General features: G+C 30.6%; 16 protein-coding genes. 14 read left to right on the top strand and 2 right to left on the bottom strand.

The window, feature by feature from the left end; translation table 11 throughout:
- Positions 1-226 precede the first annotated feature (226 nt).
- The 5 genes from LPB03_RS09765 (at position 227) to LPB03_RS09745 (ending at position 6528) form a co-directional block, all read left to right on the top strand.
- On the top strand, positions 227-2089 hold the full coding sequence (locus tag LPB03_RS09765) for a right-handed parallel beta-helix repeat-containing protein (protein WP_083187190.1): 1863 nt from the start codon (positions 227-229) through the stop codon (positions 2087-2089).
- Positions 2090-2158: 69 nt separating this feature from the next.
- Entirely contained in the window at positions 2159-3094 is a 936-nt protein-coding gene (locus tag LPB03_RS09760) for a TRAP transporter substrate-binding protein (protein WP_065319435.1), read from the top strand.
- Complete coding sequence (locus LPB03_RS09755) at positions 3091-4755, top strand: GH35 family beta-galactosidase (protein ID WP_139058962.1); 1665 nt, start codon at positions 3091-3093, stop codon at positions 4753-4755. The genes LPB03_RS09760 and LPB03_RS09755 overlap by 4 nt, the downstream gene beginning before the upstream one ends.
- Before the next feature lie 9 nt (positions 4756-4764).
- Positions 4765-5232 (top strand): TRAP transporter small permease, encoded by a 468-nt coding sequence (locus LPB03_RS09750; protein WP_065319434.1) that lies wholly within the window; start codon positions 4765-4767, stop codon positions 5230-5232.
- Positions 5233-5235: 3 nt separating this feature from the next.
- On the top strand, positions 5236-6528 hold the full coding sequence (locus tag LPB03_RS09745) for a TRAP transporter large permease (RefSeq protein WP_065319433.1): 1293 nt from the start codon (positions 5236-5238) through the stop codon (positions 6526-6528).
- Between the two features lie 4 nt (positions 6529-6532).
- Here LPB03_RS09745 and LPB03_RS09740 read toward each other — a convergent pair whose 3' ends face one another.
- Together LPB03_RS09740 and LPB03_RS09735 are read right to left on the bottom strand one after the other, a co-directional pair.
- Positions 6533-7567: a LacI family DNA-binding transcriptional regulator gene (locus LPB03_RS09740; RefSeq protein WP_065319432.1), complete on the bottom strand. Its 1035-nt coding sequence runs from the start codon at positions 7565-7567 to the stop codon at positions 6533-6535.
- Positions 7568-7636: 69 nt separating this feature from the next.
- Positions 7637-8623, bottom strand: a complete 987-nt coding sequence (locus LPB03_RS09735) for an aldo/keto reductase (RefSeq protein WP_065319431.1) — start codon at positions 8621-8623, stop codon at positions 7637-7639.
- A gap of 120 nt (positions 8624-8743) precedes the next feature.
- On the opposite strand from LPB03_RS09735, the gene LPB03_RS09730 reads away from it, so the two are divergent.
- From LPB03_RS09730 to LPB03_RS09690, 9 genes are all read left to right on the top strand, one after another.
- Positions 8744-9874: an endo-1,4-beta-xylanase gene (locus tag LPB03_RS09730; RefSeq protein ID WP_065319430.1), complete on the top strand. Its 1131-nt coding sequence runs from the start codon at positions 8744-8746 to the stop codon at positions 9872-9874.
- On the top strand, positions 9871-11811 hold the full coding sequence (locus tag LPB03_RS09725; RefSeq protein WP_083187187.1) for a sialate O-acetylesterase: 1941 nt from the start codon (positions 9871-9873) through the stop codon (positions 11809-11811). The genes LPB03_RS09730 and LPB03_RS09725 overlap by 4 nt, the downstream gene beginning before the upstream one ends.
- Positions 11812-11822: 11 nt before the next feature.
- Entirely contained in the window at positions 11823-14438 is a 2616-nt protein-coding gene (locus LPB03_RS09720; RefSeq protein WP_065320095.1) for a glycosyl hydrolase 115 family protein, read from the top strand.
- Between the two features lie 35 nt (positions 14439-14473).
- On the top strand, positions 14474-15907 hold the full coding sequence (locus tag LPB03_RS09715) for an MFS transporter (RefSeq protein WP_065319429.1): 1434 nt from the start codon (positions 14474-14476) through the stop codon (positions 15905-15907).
- Positions 15908-15937: 30 nt separating this feature from the next.
- Entirely contained in the window at positions 15938-16975 is a 1038-nt protein-coding gene (locus tag LPB03_RS09710) for a glycoside hydrolase family 43 protein (protein ID WP_065319428.1), read from the top strand.
- Between the two features lie 4 nt (positions 16976-16979).
- Positions 16980-18716, top strand: coding sequence for a glycoside hydrolase family 43 protein (locus LPB03_RS09705; RefSeq protein ID WP_065319427.1), 1737 nt, complete (start codon positions 16980-16982; stop codon positions 18714-18716).
- Positions 18717-18724: 8 nt separating this feature from the next.
- Positions 18725-20212: a xylulokinase gene (locus tag LPB03_RS09700; protein WP_065319426.1), complete on the top strand. Its 1488-nt coding sequence runs from the start codon at positions 18725-18727 to the stop codon at positions 20210-20212.
- Between the two features lie 12 nt (positions 20213-20224).
- Entirely contained in the window at positions 20225-21550 is a 1326-nt protein-coding gene (xylA, locus tag LPB03_RS09695) for a xylose isomerase (protein ID WP_065319425.1), read from the top strand.
- A 64-nt stretch (positions 21551-21614) separates the two neighbouring features.
- Entirely contained in the window at positions 21615-23267 is a 1653-nt protein-coding gene (locus LPB03_RS09690; protein ID WP_065319424.1) for a sodium:solute symporter, read from the top strand.
- The last annotated feature ends 4 nt before the right edge of the window (positions 23268-23271 follow it).

The raw sequence follows: 23271 nt of genomic DNA, 5'->3' as shown, positions 1-23271 counted from the left end.
AGCAACTAATAAATTCCTTTTATTTCCATCATATTTATATTTTATTGATTTTTATAGAGTTAAGTCAGTTTAAAAAGTTTTTATTAATAGTAATTATAATTTGTAATTAATGTTAAGAAATTTAAAAATCTATTATTGTAAAGCTAAGATTAACCCTAAATTTTTCTAATTACATCAATTTAAAATAAACTTAACTAAAGATTAATTTTTTCTAAAAAAGTAAAAAATGAAATTCAACGCTGTAATTTTAATAGTTTTTTTAAGTATCTGTAGCATAATAAAAGCTAATGCCCAACCAAGTGGAGGTCCTTATGGACCATTGCAAAAAACGTACATAATACCTAATATTTCAGGAATGGTTTACTACGTATCTCCAACAGGAGATTTAAATGCAAGTGGTAAAACAATTAATACGCCTACAACATTAAAAAATGCGATTGCCAATGTAGTTACTGGAGATGCTATTATTTTAAGAGGAGGCATTTATAGAGTAGGAGATTTAAAGCTAAACCAAAGTATTTTAATGCAACCCTATAAAAATGAAAACCCAATAATTAAGGGAACGTATGTTGCAAGCAATTGGGAAGCAGGAGGTAAAACACCATATACAGGAGAGCAAGAACTATGGAAAATTAAATGGAAATATCTTTTTCCAGACAAACCAGATGATTGGTGGAGAAGTGAAAGAGCAGGAAGAGTAACACCTATGCACAGGTTTAATAATGATATGGTTTTTATTGATGGCAGATTTTTACAGTCTGCTGGTTGGTTAGGAGAGTTAGATGAAAACCATTATTATATAGATTACAAAGCAGGTTATGTTTATTTAAATACCAATCCTACAAATAAATTAGTAGAAATAACAGCCTTTAATAGAGGATTGATTATTACACCAGATTTTGTAAATGGTAAAAAGGCAGACCATAAAGGGCCAACAATTAAAGGAATCACTTTTACGCAAAATGCATTTCATGTGATTGCTATTGAAGGGTATTATCCAGAAAAAAAATTAGATGAAAAAGAATTTGGTAAAGGGGTTGTAGGTACCACTTTTGAAAACTGTACCATTTCTTATGGAGGGCGTGTTGGAGCTTTTATGTTAGGAGATAAAATAACCATGACAAATTGCTTGGTAACAGACACAGGCACAGAAGGGATTTATATTGTAGCTTCTAGTGATGCATTGTTAGAACGCAATATTTTTACTAAAAATAATATTGAAAATATTTATGGATATTACGCTTGTGCAGTTAAAATTTTTAATCAAACACACAGAGTAACTTGTAATGATAATTTGGTAATAAATTTAAAAAACTCAGTAGGTATTTGGTATGATGTTGGTAATGAAGATGGTGTTTTTACCAACAACTGGGTGCAAAATGTAGGTAGTAATAATTTTCCTTTCGATCCCAATAAAGCTTGGCCAGGAGACAATGGTTTCTTTTTTGAAATATCTAGTAAAGCCATAGTTGCAGGCAACGTTTTTGTAAATAATGATCGTGGAATTGCTATTTTAAATTCAGCAAATGTAAAAGTTTATAATAATACTTTTGTTAATAGTTTGGCTGTTTTTATGCGAACAAGAAGAGGAGAAAACGAAGATCATTTTGGTTGGCATGTTTCCACAGGACCTTCCTCTACAGAAAGAATTAATCATGAGTTTGTAAACAATTTACTTGTGGGAGATAAAAACTACAACAAACCATTACTTTCAATTGGGCAAATGCCAGACCAATGTGACCAACAAAAAATACCCGCATTAAAAATTTTAGATAACAATGCTTATGTTAGACTAGGAGATAGTACAGAACCATTAATTTGGTTAAATCAAAAAATTGGTAATGAGTGTGAATCTTCTTTTAAAAACGTTGAAGAACTAAATAAAAAAGTGACTAATTATGAAACCAAAGGTATCAGTCTTCTTAACTATTCTGGGCCACTTTTTAAAAGTTTAGATTTATATAATTTTAAATTAGATGCTAATTTCTTAGGAAATAATGCAGCAAAGACAATACCAAATGAAATACAAAAAGTAAATACTATCAATACTAAAAAAGGAAAAACATACATTGGAGCATATCAAAATTAATAATAGCTTTTTCAGTCAAAAATTAAATCAATTTAAAAAAAAGATTTTTTTTTAGGCTTTTTATTTTTATTGGCATGCAATACTGCAGAACAAACTAAATCTATAAAATTAGCACATAGTTTAAGTGTTTCACATCCTGTACATGAAGCTATGGTTTTTATGGCAGATAAAGTAGCTGAAAACTCCAATGGAAAATTAACAATAAAAATTTATCCAAGTAGTCAGTTAGGATCAGAACGTCAATGCCTAGAATTATTACAAATAGGCAGTTTAGCCATGACCAAAGTTTCTGCAGCAGTTATGGAAAATTTTTCGCCCAAATTAAAAGTATTTGGTTACCCTTATTTATTTAGAGATAATGAACATCGTTTTAAAGTTTATGATGGTGAAATAGGGCAACAATTATTATTAGAAGGTGAACAGTTTTGGTTACGTGGCTTAACCTATTTTGATGCAGGAAACCGTTCTTTTTATACCAAATCTCGTAAAATAGAAACACCCAAAGATTTAGAAGGATTAAAAATTAGGGTAATGCAAAGCCCTACAGCTATAGAAATGGTAAAAATACTTGGTGGGGCTCCAACCCCAATTTCTTGGGGAGAGTTGTATACAGCTCTTCAACAAGGAGTTGTAGACGGAGCCGAAAATAATTTGCCCAGCTTTTACACCTCAAAACATTATGAAGTTTGTAAGTTTTTAACAATTGATGAACATACTTCTATACCAGATATTTTAGTAATCAGCACTATTATTTGGAATCAGTTAAACCCACAAGAACAAAAATGGTTAATGGATGCTATGAAAGAAGCCACTATCTATCAAAGAGAATTGTGGAGAAAAGCGGAAATAAATGCACTAAAAATTATTAAAGAAGCAGGTGTACAAGTTACTAAACCAGATAAAACCAAATTTGAAGAGCAATCTAAAAAAATGATAGAAAGTCTTAAAGATAAAAATATAGAATTGTATAATTTAGTAATGGAAATTAAAAAGAATAATTTATGAAAATAAGAATAAGTTATAGCTTTTTACTTTTCTCTATTATATTATTTTCCTGCTCAAATAGTGAAACTATTAAAATTAAAAAAGTAGCAAATACTAAAAATATTCCACACTTAATTAAACAAAAAAAAGCATCACAATTAATGGTAGATGATAAACCATTTTTAATTTTGGGAGGTGAATTAGGTAACTCAACTTTTACAAGTTTAGAGAGCATGGCTCCTGTTTGGGGTAAGCTAAAAAAGATGAATATCAACACAATTTTAGCTCCAGTTTACTGGGAATTAATAGAACCAAAACAGGGTAATTTTGATTTTAAATTATTAGATGATTTAATAACTGAAGTACGTGCACATAACTTCAAATTAATAATATTATGGTTTGGTTCTTGGAAAAATAGCATGTCTAGTCATGCACCTTCATGGATTAAAACCAATTATCAAAAATATCCATTAGCCAAGAGTAAAGAAGGTATAAGTCAAGAAATTTTATCTCCATTTAGCAAAGAAAATTTGCAAGCAGATTTAAAAGCGTTTAGTGCTTTAATGCAACATATTAAAGATGTTGATAGCACAGACAGGACTATAATAATGATACAAGCAGAAAATGAAATAGGTATGTTGCCATCTGCTAGAGATTACCATTCTTTAGCAAATGAAAAAATTTCTAAAAAAATACCAAAAGAATTTGCAGATTATCTAATTGAAAATAAGCAAAATTTAAATCCTGAATTTTTAAATGTATGGCAAAAAAATGGTTTTAAAACATTTGGAACTTGGCACGAAGTTTTTGGAAAAGGAGAGCAAACTGATGAAATTTTTATGGCCTGGTATTATGCAAAATTCACGAATGAAATTGTAAAAGCGGGTAAAGAAATTTATCCTTTGCCAATGTTTGTAAACGCTGCTTTAAACAGACCAAATGCAAAACCAGGAGAATACCCAAGTGCAGGGCCTTTGCCTCATCTTATAGATGTTTGGAAAGCTGCAGGAACATCTATAGATATGTTTTCTCCAGATTTTTACTTTCCTAATATTAAATATTGGTGTGATTTATATACAAGACAAAACAATCCACTATTTATTCCAGAACATCAATTTGATAATACTGTATCAGCAAAGGCATTGTTTACTATTGGGCATTATAAAAGTTTAGGTTTTTCACCTTTTGCTATTGAGCAAATTCCAGAGTTAGATCTGCTGCCAAAAGAAGAAAAGCTAGCAAAAACTTACAATGTTATTAATCAAATTCATCCAATTTTACATCAAAATCAAAATAAAGTAGAAGGAGTTTTATTGAATAATGAAAATAAAAAAACCGTTTTTACTTTAGGAAATTATGAGTTTACAGCAAGTCATACCTACAATTTAGGATGGGAAGCAAACTCTAGTTCTAACAATTGGGAACCTTCAGGAGCAATTATTGTACAAACAAAAGAAAATGAATTTTATTATGTTGGTTTTGGAGTTTCTTTTACTTTTAAAAACAAGAAAAATTTAAATGGAAAAGTAGGAATTTTAAAAGCTGAAAAAGGGTATTTTGAAGGAAATCAATGGAAGGTTTATCAACATTTAAATGGAGATCAGACTCATCAAGGAAGACATATTCGTTCGTTTTTAAATGATGTAAATATCCAAAGATTTGAATTGTACACATATGAGTAATATATAACTATGCTTAAATACAAAAAAAAAGTTGATAGTAGTTTAAGTTGGACTTTAACAATCTTACTTTCAGTAATGGTTATAGATGTAATTTGGGGTGTTTTTACAAGATATGTAATGACAGAACAAAGTTCTTGGACAGATGAGCTTGCCCGTTTTTTAATGATATGGGTAGGTGTTTTAGGAGGAGCTTTTGCTTCAGGACAAAATAAACATATTGCCATAGATTTAATCTCAAACTACATAAAACCAGTAAACAGAGAGCGTTTAAGAATTTTTGGAAACATTATCATCATAATTTTTATCTCTGCTATTTTTTTGGTTGGCGGTTTACGCTACGTTTACATTTCTTTTTATTTAGGACAAAGATCTCCAGCACTTAATATTCCTATGGGTGTTGTGTATAATATATTTCCAATTGCAGGTTTTATAATTATTTATTACAGAATTTGTAAAATTAAAAATAAAGACATTTAATAGATGGAAGTAACAATATTAGTACTCAGTTTTATTGTTTTAATAGTATTACGCATACCTGTTGCTTGGAGTATTGGCATTGCAGCCGTTATTACTATTTTAGCTAGTGGAATGCCAGTAATACCTGCATTAACAACAATTGCACAACGTGTTGTTACTGGTTTAGATAGTTTTTCCATTTTAGCCATTCCATTTTTTATTCTTGCTGGGCATATTATGAATAGGGGAGGAATTGCCAAAAGGCTTATTAATTTTGCCAAAGCTATTGTTGGAGCATTACCTGGAGGTTTGGCACATGTTAATATTGTTTCTGCAATGTTATTTGGTGCCATTGCAGGTTCTGCTGGTGCAGCTGCAGCAGCTATTGGTAGTTTTATGAGTGATGAAATGGAAAAAGAAGGATACAATAAAGAGTTTGGTGTTGCTGTAAATGTTACTTCTGCAACAACAGGGCTTATTATTCCCCCAAGTAATATTTTTATTATTTATTCCTTAGCAAGTGGTGGTGTTAGTATTGGGGCTTTATTTTTAGCAGGCTATATACCTGGTATTTTAACAGGATTATTTTTAATGATAGTTGCTTATATTTGGGCAAAACGTAAAAAGTATCCAACAGGAAATGCAAGTTCTTTAAAAAATATTTTTACAACATTTTTGCAAGCATTACCAAGTTTGTTTTTATTAATAGTAGTTATAGGTGGTATTGTAGCAGGAATATTTACTGCCACAGAAGCATCATCTGTTGCTGTCTTGTATTGTTTATTGCTTTCTTTTGTTTACAAAGAAATAAATTTTTCTGATTTAAAAACAATACTAACAGAATCATCAGAAACTATTGCTGTTGTAATGATGTTAATTGCCATGTCTATTGCCATGTCTTGGGTAATGTCTTATGAAGATATTCCACAATCAGTAACAGCATCATTATTACAAATTAGTGATAATAAAATTACTGTTTTACTTACCATTAATCTTATTTTGCTTTTTGTTGGAATATTTATGGATATGACACCTGCAGTATTAATTTTTACGCCAATTTTCTTACCAGTTGTAACTGCATTAGGAATAGATCCTGTACATTTTGGAATAATTATGGTTCTTAATTTATGTATAGGTTTGTGTACACCTCCTGTAGGATCTGTACTTTTTATTGGTGTGGGTGTTGCTAATACTAAAATAACAAAAGTAATTAAACCATTATTACCTTTGTTTTTAGCGATGATTGTCTCATTAATTTTGGTAAGTATCTTTCCAGAATTAAGCTTGTGGTTACCTAGATTGTTTGGTTATAAATAATAGACTAATCTTTTAATCTTTTAGAAGATCCTCTAATAATTACATCTGTATTTAAGAAGCTTATCTCAGTTATACTCTCGTTTTTAGACTTTTTTAGATGTTTCAATATTTTTTTAGAAGATATTTTTCCCATTTCATAAGCTGGGTGAGATATAGTTGATAAACCTGGATCAATAATTCTTGATATCGGATCGTTATTAAAACCTATAACTCCAAAATCTTCAGGAATTCTTAAACCTCTACTTTTTGCTACTTGAATAGCAGCAACAGCAGTGGTATCATTTGAAGAAAATATAGCATCTGGTGGGTTTTCTAAACTCAATAGTTTATTAACTGCTTTTTCACCCTCTTCATAACTCATGGTTTTTACATGAATAATTAAATTATCCTCTTCAGGTAAGTTATATTTTTTTAAGGCATCTCTATAACCTTGTTCTCGTTCGTTATAAATACTCCTAAACTTTAGACCTGCAATATGTGCAATACGTGTATATCCTTGTTCTATTAAATGTTGGGCAGCTTTAAATCCTGCTGAGTAATTATCTATCATTACTCTGTATGTAGTAAATGTTTTAGGAACTCTATCAACAAAAACAAGAGGTATATTTTTATTCCTAAATTGATCAAAATGATCAGTGTCTTTTGTCTCCATTGCAAGAGAACAAATAACACCACTAACTCTACTATTATATAATGCTTGACACATATTTACTTCATCTTCATAAGAGTCATGAGATTGTGCAATAATTACATTAAATCCAGCCTTTTGAGCTACTACTTCTATACCGCTAATGAGATCAGACATGAATGGCCTATTTATCCTTGAAATAAGCACTCCTATTGTGTTTGTTTTATTATTTCTTAAACTAGAAGCTAATATATTAGGCGTATACTGCATTTTTGCTGCAGCCTCATTAACCTTCAAGGTAGTTTTTTTACTAATACTAGAATGATTTTTTAATGCCCTTGAAACTGTAGATGTAGATAAGTTCAACGCATCAGCTATGTCATATATAGTAACATCTTTGTTCTGACTCATAATAAAAATATGTTGATTTTTACAAATTTAGAGTTTTATTAGCGATGATTATTAAGAAATGTTAAAAACTTAATAAAGACCACGAATATGATTGTGAACATGATTATTGTAGAATTCTTGTAGTTTTTTATGCGTAGACTCCTCTAAATGTTTTAGCTCAGAAACACTGCAGTTAGAAGCTACTTGAAACACTGAACTTGCTCCAGGAATAATACATGAAATTGAATCATGGTCTAAAATCCAACGTTGTGAAAACTGTGCCATTGAAATATTTTCTGGTAAAAATTCATTTTTAATTTTATCAGATAATTCTACACCTTTTTCAAAAGGTAATCCAGCAAATGTTTCTCCCACATTAAAAGCATTTCCATCTTTATTATAATTTCTATGGTCATTTTCGTTAAACAACATTTGTTTTGTGAATTTACCAGATAATAATCCGCTAGCTAATGGTAAACGAGCAATAACACCTACTCCTTTTTCTTTAGTTTTTGATAACAATTGTTCAGTAATTTTTTGTCTAAAAATATTAAAAATTACTTGTATGCTGGTAATATCATCTTGTTCAGCACAAAACAACCCTTCATCTATAGTTTCTACACTTGCACCAAAAGCTTTTATTTTACCTTCTTTTTTTAATTCCTTTAACCAATAAAATATAGTTTCTTGTTTTAAAATTTTGGTTGGTATACAATGTAACTGAAGTAAGTCTAAGCTATCGACTCCTAATCTTTTTAAAGATTTTTCTACAGACATTGTTAAAGCTTCTTTGGAGTAATTATTAGGATAAACATCTGATCCTCTACCAAATTTTGTCGCAATTCTCAAATCAGGCTTATATTCTTTTAAAAACTTGCCAATAATTTCCTCACTTCTACCATTTCCGTAAACGTCAGCAGTATCAAAGAGAGTAACTCCTCCTTCTACAGCTTTTTGCATAATATCAAATGCTTTTTTTTCAGAAATTTCATTTCCCCAATCTCCACCTAATTGCCAGCAGCCTAAACCAACTTCGCTAACATTAAAACCATTTTTTCCTAAAAATCTTGTTTTCATTTTTTTTTATATTAGTATTAATTATCCTATTTTACAAAAAACATTTGCAATATAGCGATTAATAATTATTTTTTTATATTTTTACGCAACCGATTGCAATATCTCATAAATTTATCTAAAATGAAAAAAAATCAACTAATATATTTACTAACATTACTTTTAGCTTTTTCTTCTTGTAAAAAAAAGACTTTAGTTAATGTAGAAAAACCAAATGGGTTAAAAGAAGTTTATAAAAATAATTTTTTAATAGGAGTTGCAATAAATGCAAATCAAATTAATGAAAAAAACGAGGTGCAAAATGCTTTAATTAAAACAGAATTTAATAGCATAACTCCAGAGAATATCATGAAATCTTTATTAATTCATCCTAAAAAAGATACATTCAATTTTGAATTATCAGATAAATTGGTGGGGTTAGCAGAAAAAAACAACATGCATATTCAAGGGCATACTTTAGTATGGCACAGCCAATTATCGCCCTTTTTTAAAGAAATAAAAGACAGTACAGAAATGGTTAATGAACTAAAAAACCATATAAATACTATTGTTGGTAGGTACAAAGGTAAAATTGATGCTTGGGATGTTGTAAATGAAGCTTTAAATGATGATGGTACTCTAAGAAAAACAGCATTTTTAGATGCATTAGGAGAAGATTATTTGTCCTTAGCATTTGATTTAACTAAAAAAGTAGATCCTGATGCAGAACTTTATTATAATGATTATAGCATGACTATTCCTGCAAAAAGAGCTGGAGCCATAAAAATGATAAAAAGAATTCAAGAACTTGGTACAAAAATAGATGGTATTGGTATGCAAGGTCACTGGGATTTAAACACCCCAAGCATAGAAGAAATTGAAAAAAGTATTGTTGAATATGCTGAGTTAGGGATTAAAGTAGCGATTACAGAATTAGATGTATCTGTTATACCTATGCCTTGGGATTTTTCTGGTGCAGACGTAAATGTAAAGTTTGAAAGTGGAGATCCAACTATGAATCCTTACCCAGAAAAACTTCCAGATTCTATACAAGTTAAACTAGCAGAACGTTATGAAGCTATTTTTAAGCTATTTTTAAAACACGAAGACAAGATTAGTCGTGTAACATTTTGGGGTGTTAATGATGGGGATTCTTGGAAAAATGATTGGCCAATTAATGGCAGAACCAATTACCCATTATTGTTTGATAGAAATAATGAAAAAAAGAAAGCTTATTACAGTGTATTTAATTTGAAATCTGATTCTAAAGAATGATATTACCTAAGAAAACCCTTTTTTTTTCCAGCATTATTTTTTGGTGTATAAGTATTAATGTTTTAAATGCAGAAGTTAAACTTCCTGCATTTATTAGTGATGGATTAGTTTTGCAACGAAACGCTGAAGTTAAAATTTGGGGTTGGGCATCATCCAAAGAAAAGATAATTATAGATTTTAATGGCAATGTATATAAAGGCGAAGCTAGTATTGAAGGAAAATGGGAATTTACTTTAAACAACTTAAAAGCAGGAGGACCATATACAATGGTTGTGTCTGGTGAAAACACCATAATTATCAATAATATTTTAGTAGGAGATGTCTGGTTATGTTCAGGGCAGTCAAATATGGAATTACCTATGAGACGTGTAAGCCCTTTGTATGAAGACGAAATTAAATCTGCTAACAATCCTAAAATTCATTATATAAAAATTCCACAACGTTATAATTTTAAAGCACCTCAAGAAAATATTGAAAGTGTAAACTGGCAAGAAGTAAATCAAGAGAATATTTCTGAATTTTCATCAGTTGCGTATTTTTTTGCACAAGAATTATATGAAAGCTACAATGTTCCTATAGGTATAATTAATTCAAGTTTAGGAGGTTCACCAGCAGAATCCTGGATAAGTGAAGACGCTTTAAAAGCATTTCCTCACTATTTTGATGAAGCTCAAAAATTTAAAGATGATAGTTTAATTAAAGAAATTCAAAATACTGATAATCAGAATTGGAAAGATTGGCATAACAAACTTTACAACAAAGATTTAGGAAATAAAAAAAATCCTTGGTACAATCAAAGCTTAGACACCCAAAAATGGGATGAAATGGATGTTCCTGGATATTGGGATAAAGAAAAAATTGCTGGCAAAAACGGCGTGGTTTGGTTTAGAAAAGATGTACAAATTCCAAAATCTATGCTAAATCAAACATTAAAATTAAATTTGGGCAGGGTTGTCGATTCAGATTCCGTTTATGTAAATGGAACTTTTGTGGGCACAACTGGTTATAAATATCCTCCAAGAAGATATACAATACCTTCTAATATTTTGGTTGAAGGTAACAATAACATTACGATTAGAGTTATAAATGAAAGTGGTGTTGGTGGTTTTTATTTAGATAAACCTTATGAAGTAAAATCTGATAATAAAACCATCGATTTGAAGGGAACTTGGAAATATAGACTTGGGGCAGAAATGCCACCAAAAGAAGGTCAAACATTTATTAGATGGAAGCCTGCTGGTTTATATAATGCAATGATAGCGCCTTTATTGAATTATAAAATAAAAGGAGTAATATGGTATCAAGGAGAATCAAACGTAAAAAATCCAAAAGAATACCAAACACTTTTTCCTACTTTAATTAAAAATTGGAGGACAAAATTTAAGCAAGGTAATTTTCCTTTTCTATTTGTGCAATTGGCCAATTACCAAGAAGCATATAAAGAACCTACAGAAAGTAGTTGGGCAGCTTTAAGGGAAGCACAATTACAAACATTAAAGTTACCAAAAACAGCTATGGCTGTTACTATTGATATTGGCGAGTGGAATGATATTCATCCTTTAAATAAAAAAGATGTTGCAAAACGATTAGCTTTAGCAGCAAAAAAAATGGCTTACAAAGAAAAAAATGTTGTGTTTTCTGGCCCTACTTTAAAAAGCAAAAAGAGTAAAGGAAATAAAATAATTCTGGAATTTGAAAACGTTGGAAGTGGCTTAGTTGCTAAAGGAGGAGAATTAAAAGAATTCGCGATTGCAGGTGCAGATAAAAAATTTGTTTGGGCAAAAGCAATAATCGAAAAAAACAAAATAATTGTTTTTAATGAGTCTATCAAAGATCCTGTTGCTGTTAGATATGCTTGGGCAGATAATCCAGATAAAGCAAATTTATATAACAAAGAAAACTTACCTGCTTCACCATTTAGAACCGATAATTGGTAAATTTAAAAATTATGAAATCAACAAAAAAAGTATTTTTTCTAATATTTAGTTTATTATTTTTAGTTTCTTGTAATTCAAATTCTCTAATAAACTTACAAAAACAAAAGTCTTACATTCAAACAAGCTCTGGTTTCGCTATTGTAAATAATAATGAAGCAACTGCTATTTATTTAAGTGATAATGACTATAAAGGTGTTAAAAAAATAGCTCAGAAATTTCAAGAAGATATAGAACGAGTTACCAATATAAAACCTAGTATCATTTCAAATGAAATACCATCAAATGGAACTGCAATAATTGTAGGTACTATAGGGAATTCTAACTTAATTGATCAACTAATTGAAGAAAAAAAGCTAGAGGTATCTTTAGTTAAAGGAAAATGGGAAACCTTTTTAATACAAACTATAAAAAATCCTTTTGAGGGTGTTGAAGAAGCTTTAGTAATCGTTGGTAGTGACAAACGAGGAACCATTTATGGTATGTTTGATGTCTCATACGAAATAGGGGTATCCCCACATCATTTCTGGGCAGATGTTCCTTCAAAGAAAAAAGAAAATGTTTTTATTACTAGAGGCAGCTATACAAAAGGGTCGCCTAAAGTAAAGTATAGAGGTATATTTATTAATGATGAAGCACCAGCACTTTCTGGCTGGGCTTTTGAAAAATTTGGTGGGTTTAATGCTGAATTTTACAATCATGTTTTTGAGTATATTCTTCGTATGAAAGGTAATTATTTATGGCCTTCCATGTGGGGACGTATGTTTTATGAAAACGATCCACAAAATCCTATTTTAGCAAACGAATATGGTATTGTTATGGGAACTTCGCATCACGAACCTTTAACGCGTGCACATGCAGAATGGCAACGTTTTGGTAAAGGTGAGTGGAATTACAACACCAATCCAGAAGGCTTACGAAAGTTTTGGACAGAAGGCATGGAACGAAGAGGAAATACTGAAACTATTGTAACTGTTGGTATGCGTGGTGATGGAGATGAAGCCATGAGTGAAGGAACAGCTACAGAATTATTAGAAACCATTGTTAAAGATCAGCGAAAAATAATTGAAGACGTTACAGGTAAACCTGCAGAAGAAACACCTCAAATGTGGGCTTTATATAAAGAAGTTCAAGATTATTATGACCAAGGCATGCAAGTTCCAGATGATGTTACGCTTTTATTGTGTGACGATAACTGGGGAAATATTAGAAAATTACCAGCCTTAGATGCAAAACCAAGAAAAGGAGGTTATGGTATTTACTATCATTACGATTATGTTGGTGGTCCACGAAATTACAAATGGATAAACACAACACAAATAGAACGTGTTTGGGAGCAAATGCATTTAGCTTACGAGCATAATGCAGATAGAGTTTGGATTGTAAATGTTGGCGATATTAAACCCATGGAGTTTCCTATTGAATTCTTTTTAGATTACGCTTGGGATCCTGAAAAATGGAATGCTGATAATCTTCAAGATTATTATACAGAATGGGCAGAAAAACAATTTGGAAGCCAGTTTGCTGAAGACATTGCAGACATGCTCAGAAAATACACAAAATATAATGCTCGTAGAAAACCAGAATTGTTAAATATTCCTGTGTATAATTTAACTAATTTTAATGAAGCTGAAAAAATCGTAGAAGATTATAACCTTTTAGCAAAAAAAGCAAAAGACTTAAAACAAAAATTACCACGAGATTATCATGATGCCTTTTATCAATTAGTAGAGCATCCAATAATTGCTAGTGCTAATTTAAATGAGCTTTATTTAGCTACAGAGAAAAATAAATTATATGCAACACAGGGTAAAGTAATAGCCAATACCTACGCTAAAAAAGTTAAGGAGCTGTTTGTTAAAGATTCTTTGATGACTAAATATTATCACGAAGAATTAGCCAATGGAAAATGGAACCATATGATGTCTCAAACTCATATAGGTTATGATAATTGGCAACAACCACGTTTTAATGTTATGCCTGAAACTATTTTAGTTGATGAAAATACTGAAATAGAAGTAGCAGATGTAAAAACACTAGCTTCTATCGATTTAGAAACCCCAAGCGATGCCAAAGGTTTTATAGAAAACAGCAGTTATATTTCAATGGAAGCACATCATTTTTCAAGTAAAACAGAGCCAGAATCTTTTCAATGGAAAGTTGTTGAGAATTTAGGGAAATCAGGATCTTCAGTTATTTCACTTCCTATCAAAAAGGGTAGAGTTGTATTGAATGAAGACTCACCTAAATTATCTTATAATGTTCATTTTCAAAATAAAGGAAAAGTAAAAGTACATGCCTATTTTTCACCAACTATAAATTATTCAACAAGAGAAGGGATGTATTATGGATTGTCATTTGATAATGAAATGCCAACACAAGTAAATTATGATACTGATCCTTTAATATTTAACTACAATGGTAAAGTTCCAAGTAATTGGCAAAATAATGTGTCAGATAATATAAAAGAGATTACAACAGAATTTGAAATTAATAAAACAGGAAATCATATTTTAAATTATTATAGAGTTGATGAAGGTTTAGTGTTACAAAAAATAGTAATTGAAACTCAAGAAAAGAAAATACCTAAAACATATTTAGGTCCTCCAGAAAGTAAATACGTAGATTAATTAATAAAAAACAACAACCATCTAAAGTTAATATAATGAGTATTGAAACACAAAAATTATCTGTAAAAGAAAAAATTGGATACAGTTTAGGAGATCTTGCTGCTAATCTAGTTTTTCAAACATTAATTACCTATTTAGCCTATTTTTACACAGATATTTATGGTCTAGATACAGGACATGCCTCTGCAATAATGTTTACTGTTGGTTTAATTGCTGCATTTGGTTTTAACCCAGTTATTGGTGCTCTTGCAGATAGAACTGTATCAAAATGGGGTAAATTCAGACCTTGGATTCTATTTACTTCTGTTCCTCTTGGTATTGTTGCATTACTTGCCTTTAGTACACCAGATTTTTCTTATAAAGGAAAAGTAATATATGCTGTAGCTACTTATACATTATTATTAATGTTATATGCAGCCAACAATTTACCTTACTCTGCTTTAAGTGGCGTAATTACAGGTGATATGAAAGAACGAAATAGCATGTCTGCATATCGTTTTGTAGCGGTTATGTTTGCGCAATTTTTTGTACAAGTTTTTATGTTACCTATTATAGAATCTGCTGGTGGTGGAGATAAAGCAATTGGTATAGAAATAGTAATGACTTGGTTAGCAATTATTGGTACAATTATGCTGATTATTACATTTTTAACTACAAAAGAGCGTGTTATTCCAACAGCTGAACAAAAATCTAGTTTAAAAGAAGATTTAGGCGATTTAACAAAAAATAAACCTTGGGTTATAATGCTGGTATTAACAACATTGGTGTTTGTAACATTAGCTATGAAAGGTGGTTCTTATGTGTATTATTTTAAGAATTATGTAGATGCTGATGAGCTAACTTCTTTTATTAGTCCTATTCTGGATTTCTTCAATAGTATTGGTGCAAATTTCTTTGGTGAAGATCCTGTTTCTGCCGGTTTTGGATTGTTTAATGCAGGGGGTATTATTTTTATGATTGTTGGTATTGGTTTATCAAAAAAATTAGCAGACAAATATGGTAAAAGAGATATTTTCAGATTCTTTTTATTCATATCAACATTATTTATTATTTCATTTTATTTCTTTTCACCAGAATCTGTAGAATTAATGTTTTTATCACAAATTTTACACGGTTTCTTTTATGGTATTACAATACCAATTTTATGGGCAATGATTGCAGATGTTGCAGATTTCTCTGAGTGGAGAACTAATCGTAGAGCAACAGCAATTATTTTTTCTGCAATGATGATAGGTTTAAAATTAGGACTTACAATTGGTGGCTCTCTTGTTGCTTGGATTTTAGGGCTATACAATTACCACCCACAATCAGAAACACAAGTAGAAAGTGCAATTCATGGAACAAAAATGTTAGTAAGTATATATCCTGCAATTCCATTTTTATTAGGTTGTGTTTTATTGTTTTTCTATGAAATCAATAAAAAAATGGAGAATCAAATTGAAGCAGATTTGAAGCTAAGAAGAATGTAATTTAATTGTAAAAACCTTAAAGAAAAAAGAATGCCAGAAGAAAGTATTGAACATATTGATTTTGAGAAACTAACAGAAACAGCGATTTCTCAACCTTTAGTAAAACATATTTACACAGCAGATCCTTCTGCACATTATTTTAATGGTAAAATTTATATTTACCCATCACATGATATTGATGCTGGAGAAGCTTTTGATGACTTAGGAAGTCATTTTGCTATGGAAGATTACCATGTAATTTCTATGGATAGTATTGATAGCGAAGCAATAGTACATGGTTTAGCTTTGCATGTAAATGATGTAGCTTGGGCAAAACAACAAATGTGGGCACCAGATGCACAAGAAAAAGATGGTAAATACTACTTATTTTTTCCTGCAAAAGATTATGATGATGTTTTTAAAATTGGAGTTGCTATTAGTGATTCCCCAACAGGACCTTTTAAAGCTCAACCAGAAGCAATAAAAGAAAGTTTTTCAATTGATCCTGCCGTTTTTAAAGACGATGATGGTAGTTATTATATGTATTTTGGAGGTCTTTGGGGAGGACAATTACAACGTTGGAGAAATGGAACTTTTAATGCAGAACATCCAGAAAGTCCTACAGCATTTCTTCCAAAAGACAATGAACCTGCTTTGTTACCATATGTTGCTAAAATGACAGATGATTTACTAGAGTTTGATGAAAAACCAAAAGAAATTGAAATTTTAGATGAAAACGGAAATTTACTATTAGCTGGAGATAATGATAGACGCTTTTTTGAAGCAGCTTGGTTACACAAATATAATGGCAAATATTATTTTTCATATTCAACAGGAGATACACATTTTATTTGTTATGCAGTTGGTGATAGTCCTTATGGTCCTTTTACTTATGGTGGACGTATTTTAAATCCAGTTGTAGGTTGGACCTCTCATCACTCAGTTTGTGAGGTTGAAGGAAAATGGTATTTATTTTATCATGATTCTAGTTTATCTAAAGGAATAACACATTTAAGATCAGTAAAAGTTGCAGAAATTACTCACAATAAAGATGGAAGCATCCAAGCTTTAAATCCTTATAAAATTTAACAAAATGAAAACACAAAAACTTCTATCTATTTTATTGATAATTATAGTATGTTTTTTTAGCTCTTGTAAAAACAAAACAGTTGAAAATCAATTTGACAATAAAGAATATGCTGCCTTTGATTGGTTTAATTACAAAGGAAAAGACCAAGTTTTTAACACAATAAAAAAAGCAGATAGCGAATATTTAAACCCAATACTTGCTGGTTTTTATCCAGATCCAAGTATTTGTAAAGCTGGTGATGATTATTATTTAATAACATCATCTTTTACATATTTTCCAGGTTTACCAATTTTTAAAAGTTCCGATTTAGTAAACTGGAAACAAGTTGGGCATGTTATTACAAGAAAAGAACAAGGTAATTTTTCTAAAATGCCTGTTTCTAGAGGTTTATATGCCCCAACAATTCGTTATAACAATGGTACATTCTATGTAATTTGTACAAATGTAGAACAAGGAGGTAATTTTATTGTTACCACTAAAGATCCTGAAGGAGAATGGTCTAATCCTGTTTGGTTGCCAGAAATAGATGGTATAGATCCAGATATCTTTTTTGATAATGATGGCAAAACGTACATTACACACAATGGTCCTCCACCAAATAACGAAATAAAACATAATGGTCATAGAGCTATTTATATTTGGGAGTATGATTTGGAAACCCAAAAAATAATTTCTGATCAAAAGTTATTAGTAGATGGTGGAACTGATATGGCTAAAAAACCAGTTTGGATAGAAGCACCACATATCATTAAAAAAGATGATTATTACTACTTAATTTGTGCAGAAGGAGGAACAGCTTACGAACATTCTGAAGTAGTTTTTAGAAGTAAAAATGTACTTGGGCCTTATGTTAGTTATGAAAATAATCCGATTTTAACACAACGTCATTTATCAAAAGATAGAAAAAATCAAATATCAACAACTGGTCATGCAGATTTTGTAGAAACTCAAAATGGAGATTGGTGGGCGGTTTATTTAGGTTGCAGACCTTACGAAATTGATTATTACAATACTGGACGTGAAACTTTTATGCTTCCTGTAACTTGGAAAGATGGTTGGCCAACTTTTGAAAAAGGAAATGAAGCACATCCTTTTTCACATCAAAAACCTAATTTACCAGAAACTAAAGAAATAATTCCTCCAACAACGGGTAATTTTGAATCGAATGATGATTTTTCTTCGGAAAAACTAGACTTTAAATGGGTGTTTTTAAGAAATCCTAAGGATAGTATTTATGTTTTACAAAACAGTAATTTATACTTAAAACCATCAGAAGAAAATATAAAACAAATTAGTAGCTCATCATTTATTTTAAGACGTCAACAACATCTTGAATTTGAAGCTTCAACTAAATTAAATTTCTCATTAACTAATTCATCTCAAACTTCAGGTTTAGTGGCTTTTCAAAATGAAAACCATTATATTTTTATTGGAAAGAGATTAAATAATGATGATAAAATAGAAGTTTTTGTAGAAAGAAATGCCTTAAAACAAAATGAAGGAAAACCAGAAATAATAGCATCTCAAGTAATAAAATCAGAAACGGAAGATTTATTTTTAAAAATAGAAGGTAAAACTAGGTATTATGATTTTTACTATAAACTATCTGAAAATGATGATTGGATTTTATTAGCAAAAGATGTTGATGCAATTAATTTAAGCACAGAAGAAGCAAAAGGTTTTGTAGGAACAATGCTTGGAATGTATGCTTCAAATAATCATTTTAAATTAAGTGAATAATTAAAATAATGGAATATTATATTGGATATGATTTAGGTAGTTCATCTGTTAAAGCAGCTTTAATAGACTCAAAAACAGGAAAATCTGTTGGAGTTACAAATTACCCTGAAAAAGAAATGACAATCTTGTCTGTAGAAACTGGTTGGGCTGAACAAGAACCAGAAGTTTGGTGGAAAAATATTGGAAAAGTAACGCAAAAATTACTAGCACAAACAGGTATTTCATCAGATAAAATAAAAGGCATAGGTATTTCTTATCAAATGCATGGGTTAGTTGTCGTTGATAAAGAAGCAAAAGTTTTAAGACCATCCATAATTTGGTGCGATAGTAGAGCTGTGCAAATTGGTAATGATGCTTTTAATGGTGTTGGTGCAGATAAATGTGTTTCTAATCTTTTAAATTCACCTGGAAATTTCACTTTATCAAAATTAAAATGGGTAAAAGAAAATGAACCTCATCTTTACGAAAAAATAGATAAATTACTTTTACCTGGAGATTACATCGCTTTAAAATTAACTGGAGAAGCAACCACAACAATTTCAGGTTTATCTGAGGGTATTATGTGGGATTTTAAACAAAATAAACCCGCAGATTGGTTGTTTAATTATATGGGAATTAGCACAGATTTAATTCCAACTATAGTTCCAACTTTTTCAGACCAAGGAAAAGTTACAAAATCTGCTGCTGCAGAAATAGGTTTACCAGAAGGAATACCTGTATTATACAGAGCAGGAGATCAACCTAACAACGCACTTTCTTTAAATGTTTTACATCCAGGAGAAATTGCTGCAACAGGTGGTACAAGTGGTGTTGTGTATGCAGTTACTGATAAAACAGCTTCAAAAGAAAGTATAAGAATTAACAATTTTGCACATGTAAATTACACAAAAGAAGCTCCAAGAATTGGAAAGCTTTTAAATATAAATGGAGCAGGAATTCAATATAGTTGGATGAAAAACCATATTGCACCCACAGATTCTTATAGTGATATGAATGATTTGGCTTCTCAAGTTCCTGTGGGTTCTGATGGATTGCGAATTATACCTTTTGGAAATGGTGCAGAACGTATGTTACATAATTCAAATAACGGATCTAGCATCTTCAATTTAAATTTTAACAAACATCAAAATCAGCATTTATTTAGAGCAGCTTTAGAAGGTATTGCATTTGCATTTGTGTATGGTATTGATATTTTAAAAAATGATGGTGTTAGGTTATCAGGCATGCGTGCTGGAAATGATAATTTGTTTCGTTCAGAAATTTTTTCAAAAACAATTGCAACCTTAATTGAAACTGAAATAAATATTATTGATACAACTGGCGCAATTGGTGCTGCACGTGCAGCAGGAGTTGCTGCTGGAGATTTTGCAACATTAGAAGAAGCTTTTTCAGATAATGAACAAGTGCTTACCTATCATCCATTAAATGATAGACAAATATATGTTGATGCATATAACTTATGGAAAAATGATTTAGAAAATAAATACAATAATTAAATAAATACAATAATGGCTTTAATAGGAAACAAAGAATATTTTAAAGGAATAGGCGAAATTAAATTCGAAGGAAAAGAATCAGACAATCCTTTAGCATTTAAATATTACAACCCAGAACAAGTTGTAGCAGGTAAAAAAATGAAAGATTGGTTTAAATTTTCAATCGCATATTGGCATACATTCTGTGGTCAAGGTTCTGATCCTTTTGGACCTGGAACACAAAACTTTGCTTGGGATCAACATTCGGATGCATTAGAAGCTGCAAAAGCAAAAGCAGATGCTGCTTTTGAATTTACAACTAAAATGGGATTTGGATACTACTGTTTTCATGATTTTGATTTAATTAGAGAAGGAGCAACTTTCGCTGAATCTGAAAGTAGAATTGCTGCAATTACTGAAGTATTAAAAGAAAAACAAGCTGCTTCTGGAGTAAAATTACTTTGGGGAACTGCAAACTGTTTCTCTAATCCAAGATACATGAATGGGGCTTCTACGAATCCTGATTTCAACGTATTAGCAAGAGCTGGTGGTCAAATTAAAGTTGCTTTAGATGCAACAATCGCTTTAGGTGGTGAGAACTACGTATTCTGGGGTGGTCGTGAAGGTTACATGTCTTTATTAAATACAGATATGAATCGTGAATTGGATCATATGGGTAAATTCTTAACTTCTGCTAGAGATTATGCAAGAGCTCAAGGATTTAAAGGAAACTTCTTTATTGAACCTAAGCCAATGGAGCCAATGAAACATCAATATGATTTTGATTCCGCAACTGCAATTGGTTTCTTAAACAAATATGGTTTACAAGACGATTTCAAAATCAATATTGAAGTGAATCACGCAACTTTAGCACAACATACTTTTCAACACGAAATCGAAGTTGCTGCTGGTGCAGGAATGCTTGGTAGTTTAGATGCAAATCGTGGAGATTATCAAAATGGATGGGATACAGATCAATTCCCTAACAACATTCAAGAAACTACTGAAGCTATGTTGGTTTTTATGAAAGCAGGTGGTTTACAAGGTGGTGGTGTTAATTTTGATGCAAAAATCAGAAGAAACTCTACAGATATGGAAGATGTATTCTTAGCACATATTGGTGGTGCAGATACATTTGCAAGAGCATTATTAACAGCAGATGCAATTATTTCTAATTCTCAATATGATGCATTAAGAAAAAAAAGATATGCTTCTTTTGATAGTGGAAAAGGAAAGGATTTTGAAAATGGAAAATTAGACTTCAAAGATTTATATGAAATCGCTAAAAATAATGGAGAATTAGAATTACAAAGTGGTAAACAAGAATTGTTTGAAAACATTATCAATCAATACATATAATCTAAGTAAGTTATGCGCTTTTATTTTTTTTTAAAAGCGCATAACTTAAACTAATCAATTTATAATGGAATCAGTATTAGAACGTTGGGATTGGGTTGTTCTCGGAATTTATTTTTTAGCTTTAATAGCTGTAGCTGTTTGGGTTGTATTACAAAAAAATAAAAATACTGAAGACTATTTTCTTGCAGGACGTAATGTTGGATGGTTTGTAATTGGAGCTTCAATTTTTGCTTCAAATATAGGTTCAGAACATGTTGTTGGTTTAGCAGGAACAGGGTTTGCAACAGGAACTCCAATGGCGCATTATGAATTACACGCATGGATTGTACTGCTTTTAGGTTGGTTATTTCTCCCTTTTTATATGAGAAGTGGTGCATTTACGATGCCTGAATTTCTTGAAAAACGTTTTGATGCAAAATCAAGATGGTTTTTATCAGTTTTTTCATTAGCTGCATACGTACTTACTAAAGTATCTGTAACTATTTATGCTGGTGGAATTGTGGTATCTGAATTACTCGGTATTCCATTTTGGTATGGAGCAATAGGTATTGTTATTTTTACGGGCATTTATACTGTTATTGGTGGAATGAAAGCCGTAATTTATACCGAAACTTTACAAACAGTTATTCTAATTGCAGGTTCATTAATTATCACCTATTTAGGTTTACAAGAAGTTGGTGGTTGGGACCAATTACAAGAAACGGTTAGAAATGTAAGTCCAGATCATTTTAACATGTGGAGGCCAATGAATGATCCAGATTTTCCTTGGACAGGGTTACTATTTGGAGGAACCATTGTTGGTATTTGGTATTGGTGTACAGACCAATATATTGTACAAAGAACATTAGCTGCAAACAACATTAAAATAGGTAGAAGAGGTGCTATTTTTGGAGCCTATTTAAAATTACTACCCATTTTAATTTTCTTGATTCCTGGTATTATTGCCTTTGCTTTAAGCATTCAAAATCCAGAAGTTTTTGGAGTTGAAAAAGCAGATAGAGCTTTTCCTATGTTAGTTAAAACGTTATTACCTGTTGGTTTAAAAGGATTAGTTGCTGGTGGATTAATGGCTGCTTTAATGAGCTCATTAGCATCTGTATTTAATTCATGTTCAACAATTTTTACAATTGATATTTACAAGAAATTAAAACCTCATAAATCTGAAAAAGAACTCTTAACAATTGGTAAAATTGCTACAGGAATTATAGTTGTTTTAGGTATTATTTGGATTCCAATTATGGAGAAAATTGGTGGTGGTGTTATGTATCAATATTTACAAAATGTGCAATCTTATATTGCACCACCAGTTACAGCAGTTTTCTTATTAGGTATTATTTGGAAACGTGTAAACTCTAAAGCAGCAATAACAACTTTATTGGCAGGTTTAGCTTTATTAATAATACGTTTAGGATCCGAAATTTACTATCAACGAGAACTTTTATCAGGTCAAGATATTTCTGGATTGTTATATGCTTTTGCTAAAATAAACTTTGCACACATGGCAATATTTATGTTTATTTTTTCAGTAATACTTTGTATTACTGTTAGTTTAGCTACAGCAGAACCTAATTACGAAAAAATTAAAGGATTATCATTTGGTACATTAACTGCCGAACACAAAAAAGAAAATAAAAACAGTTTTAGTAAAATTGATGTTGTACTGTCTATTTTACTTATAATTATTGTTTTTTCAATATTAATATATTTTAGAAAATAAAAAC

This window comes from Polaribacter vadi (assembly GCF_001761365.1).
GTDB classification, from domain to species: Bacteria; Bacteroidota; Bacteroidia; order Flavobacteriales; family Flavobacteriaceae; genus Polaribacter; species Polaribacter vadi.
This window is presented reverse-complemented; position numbering and strand designations above follow the sequence as displayed.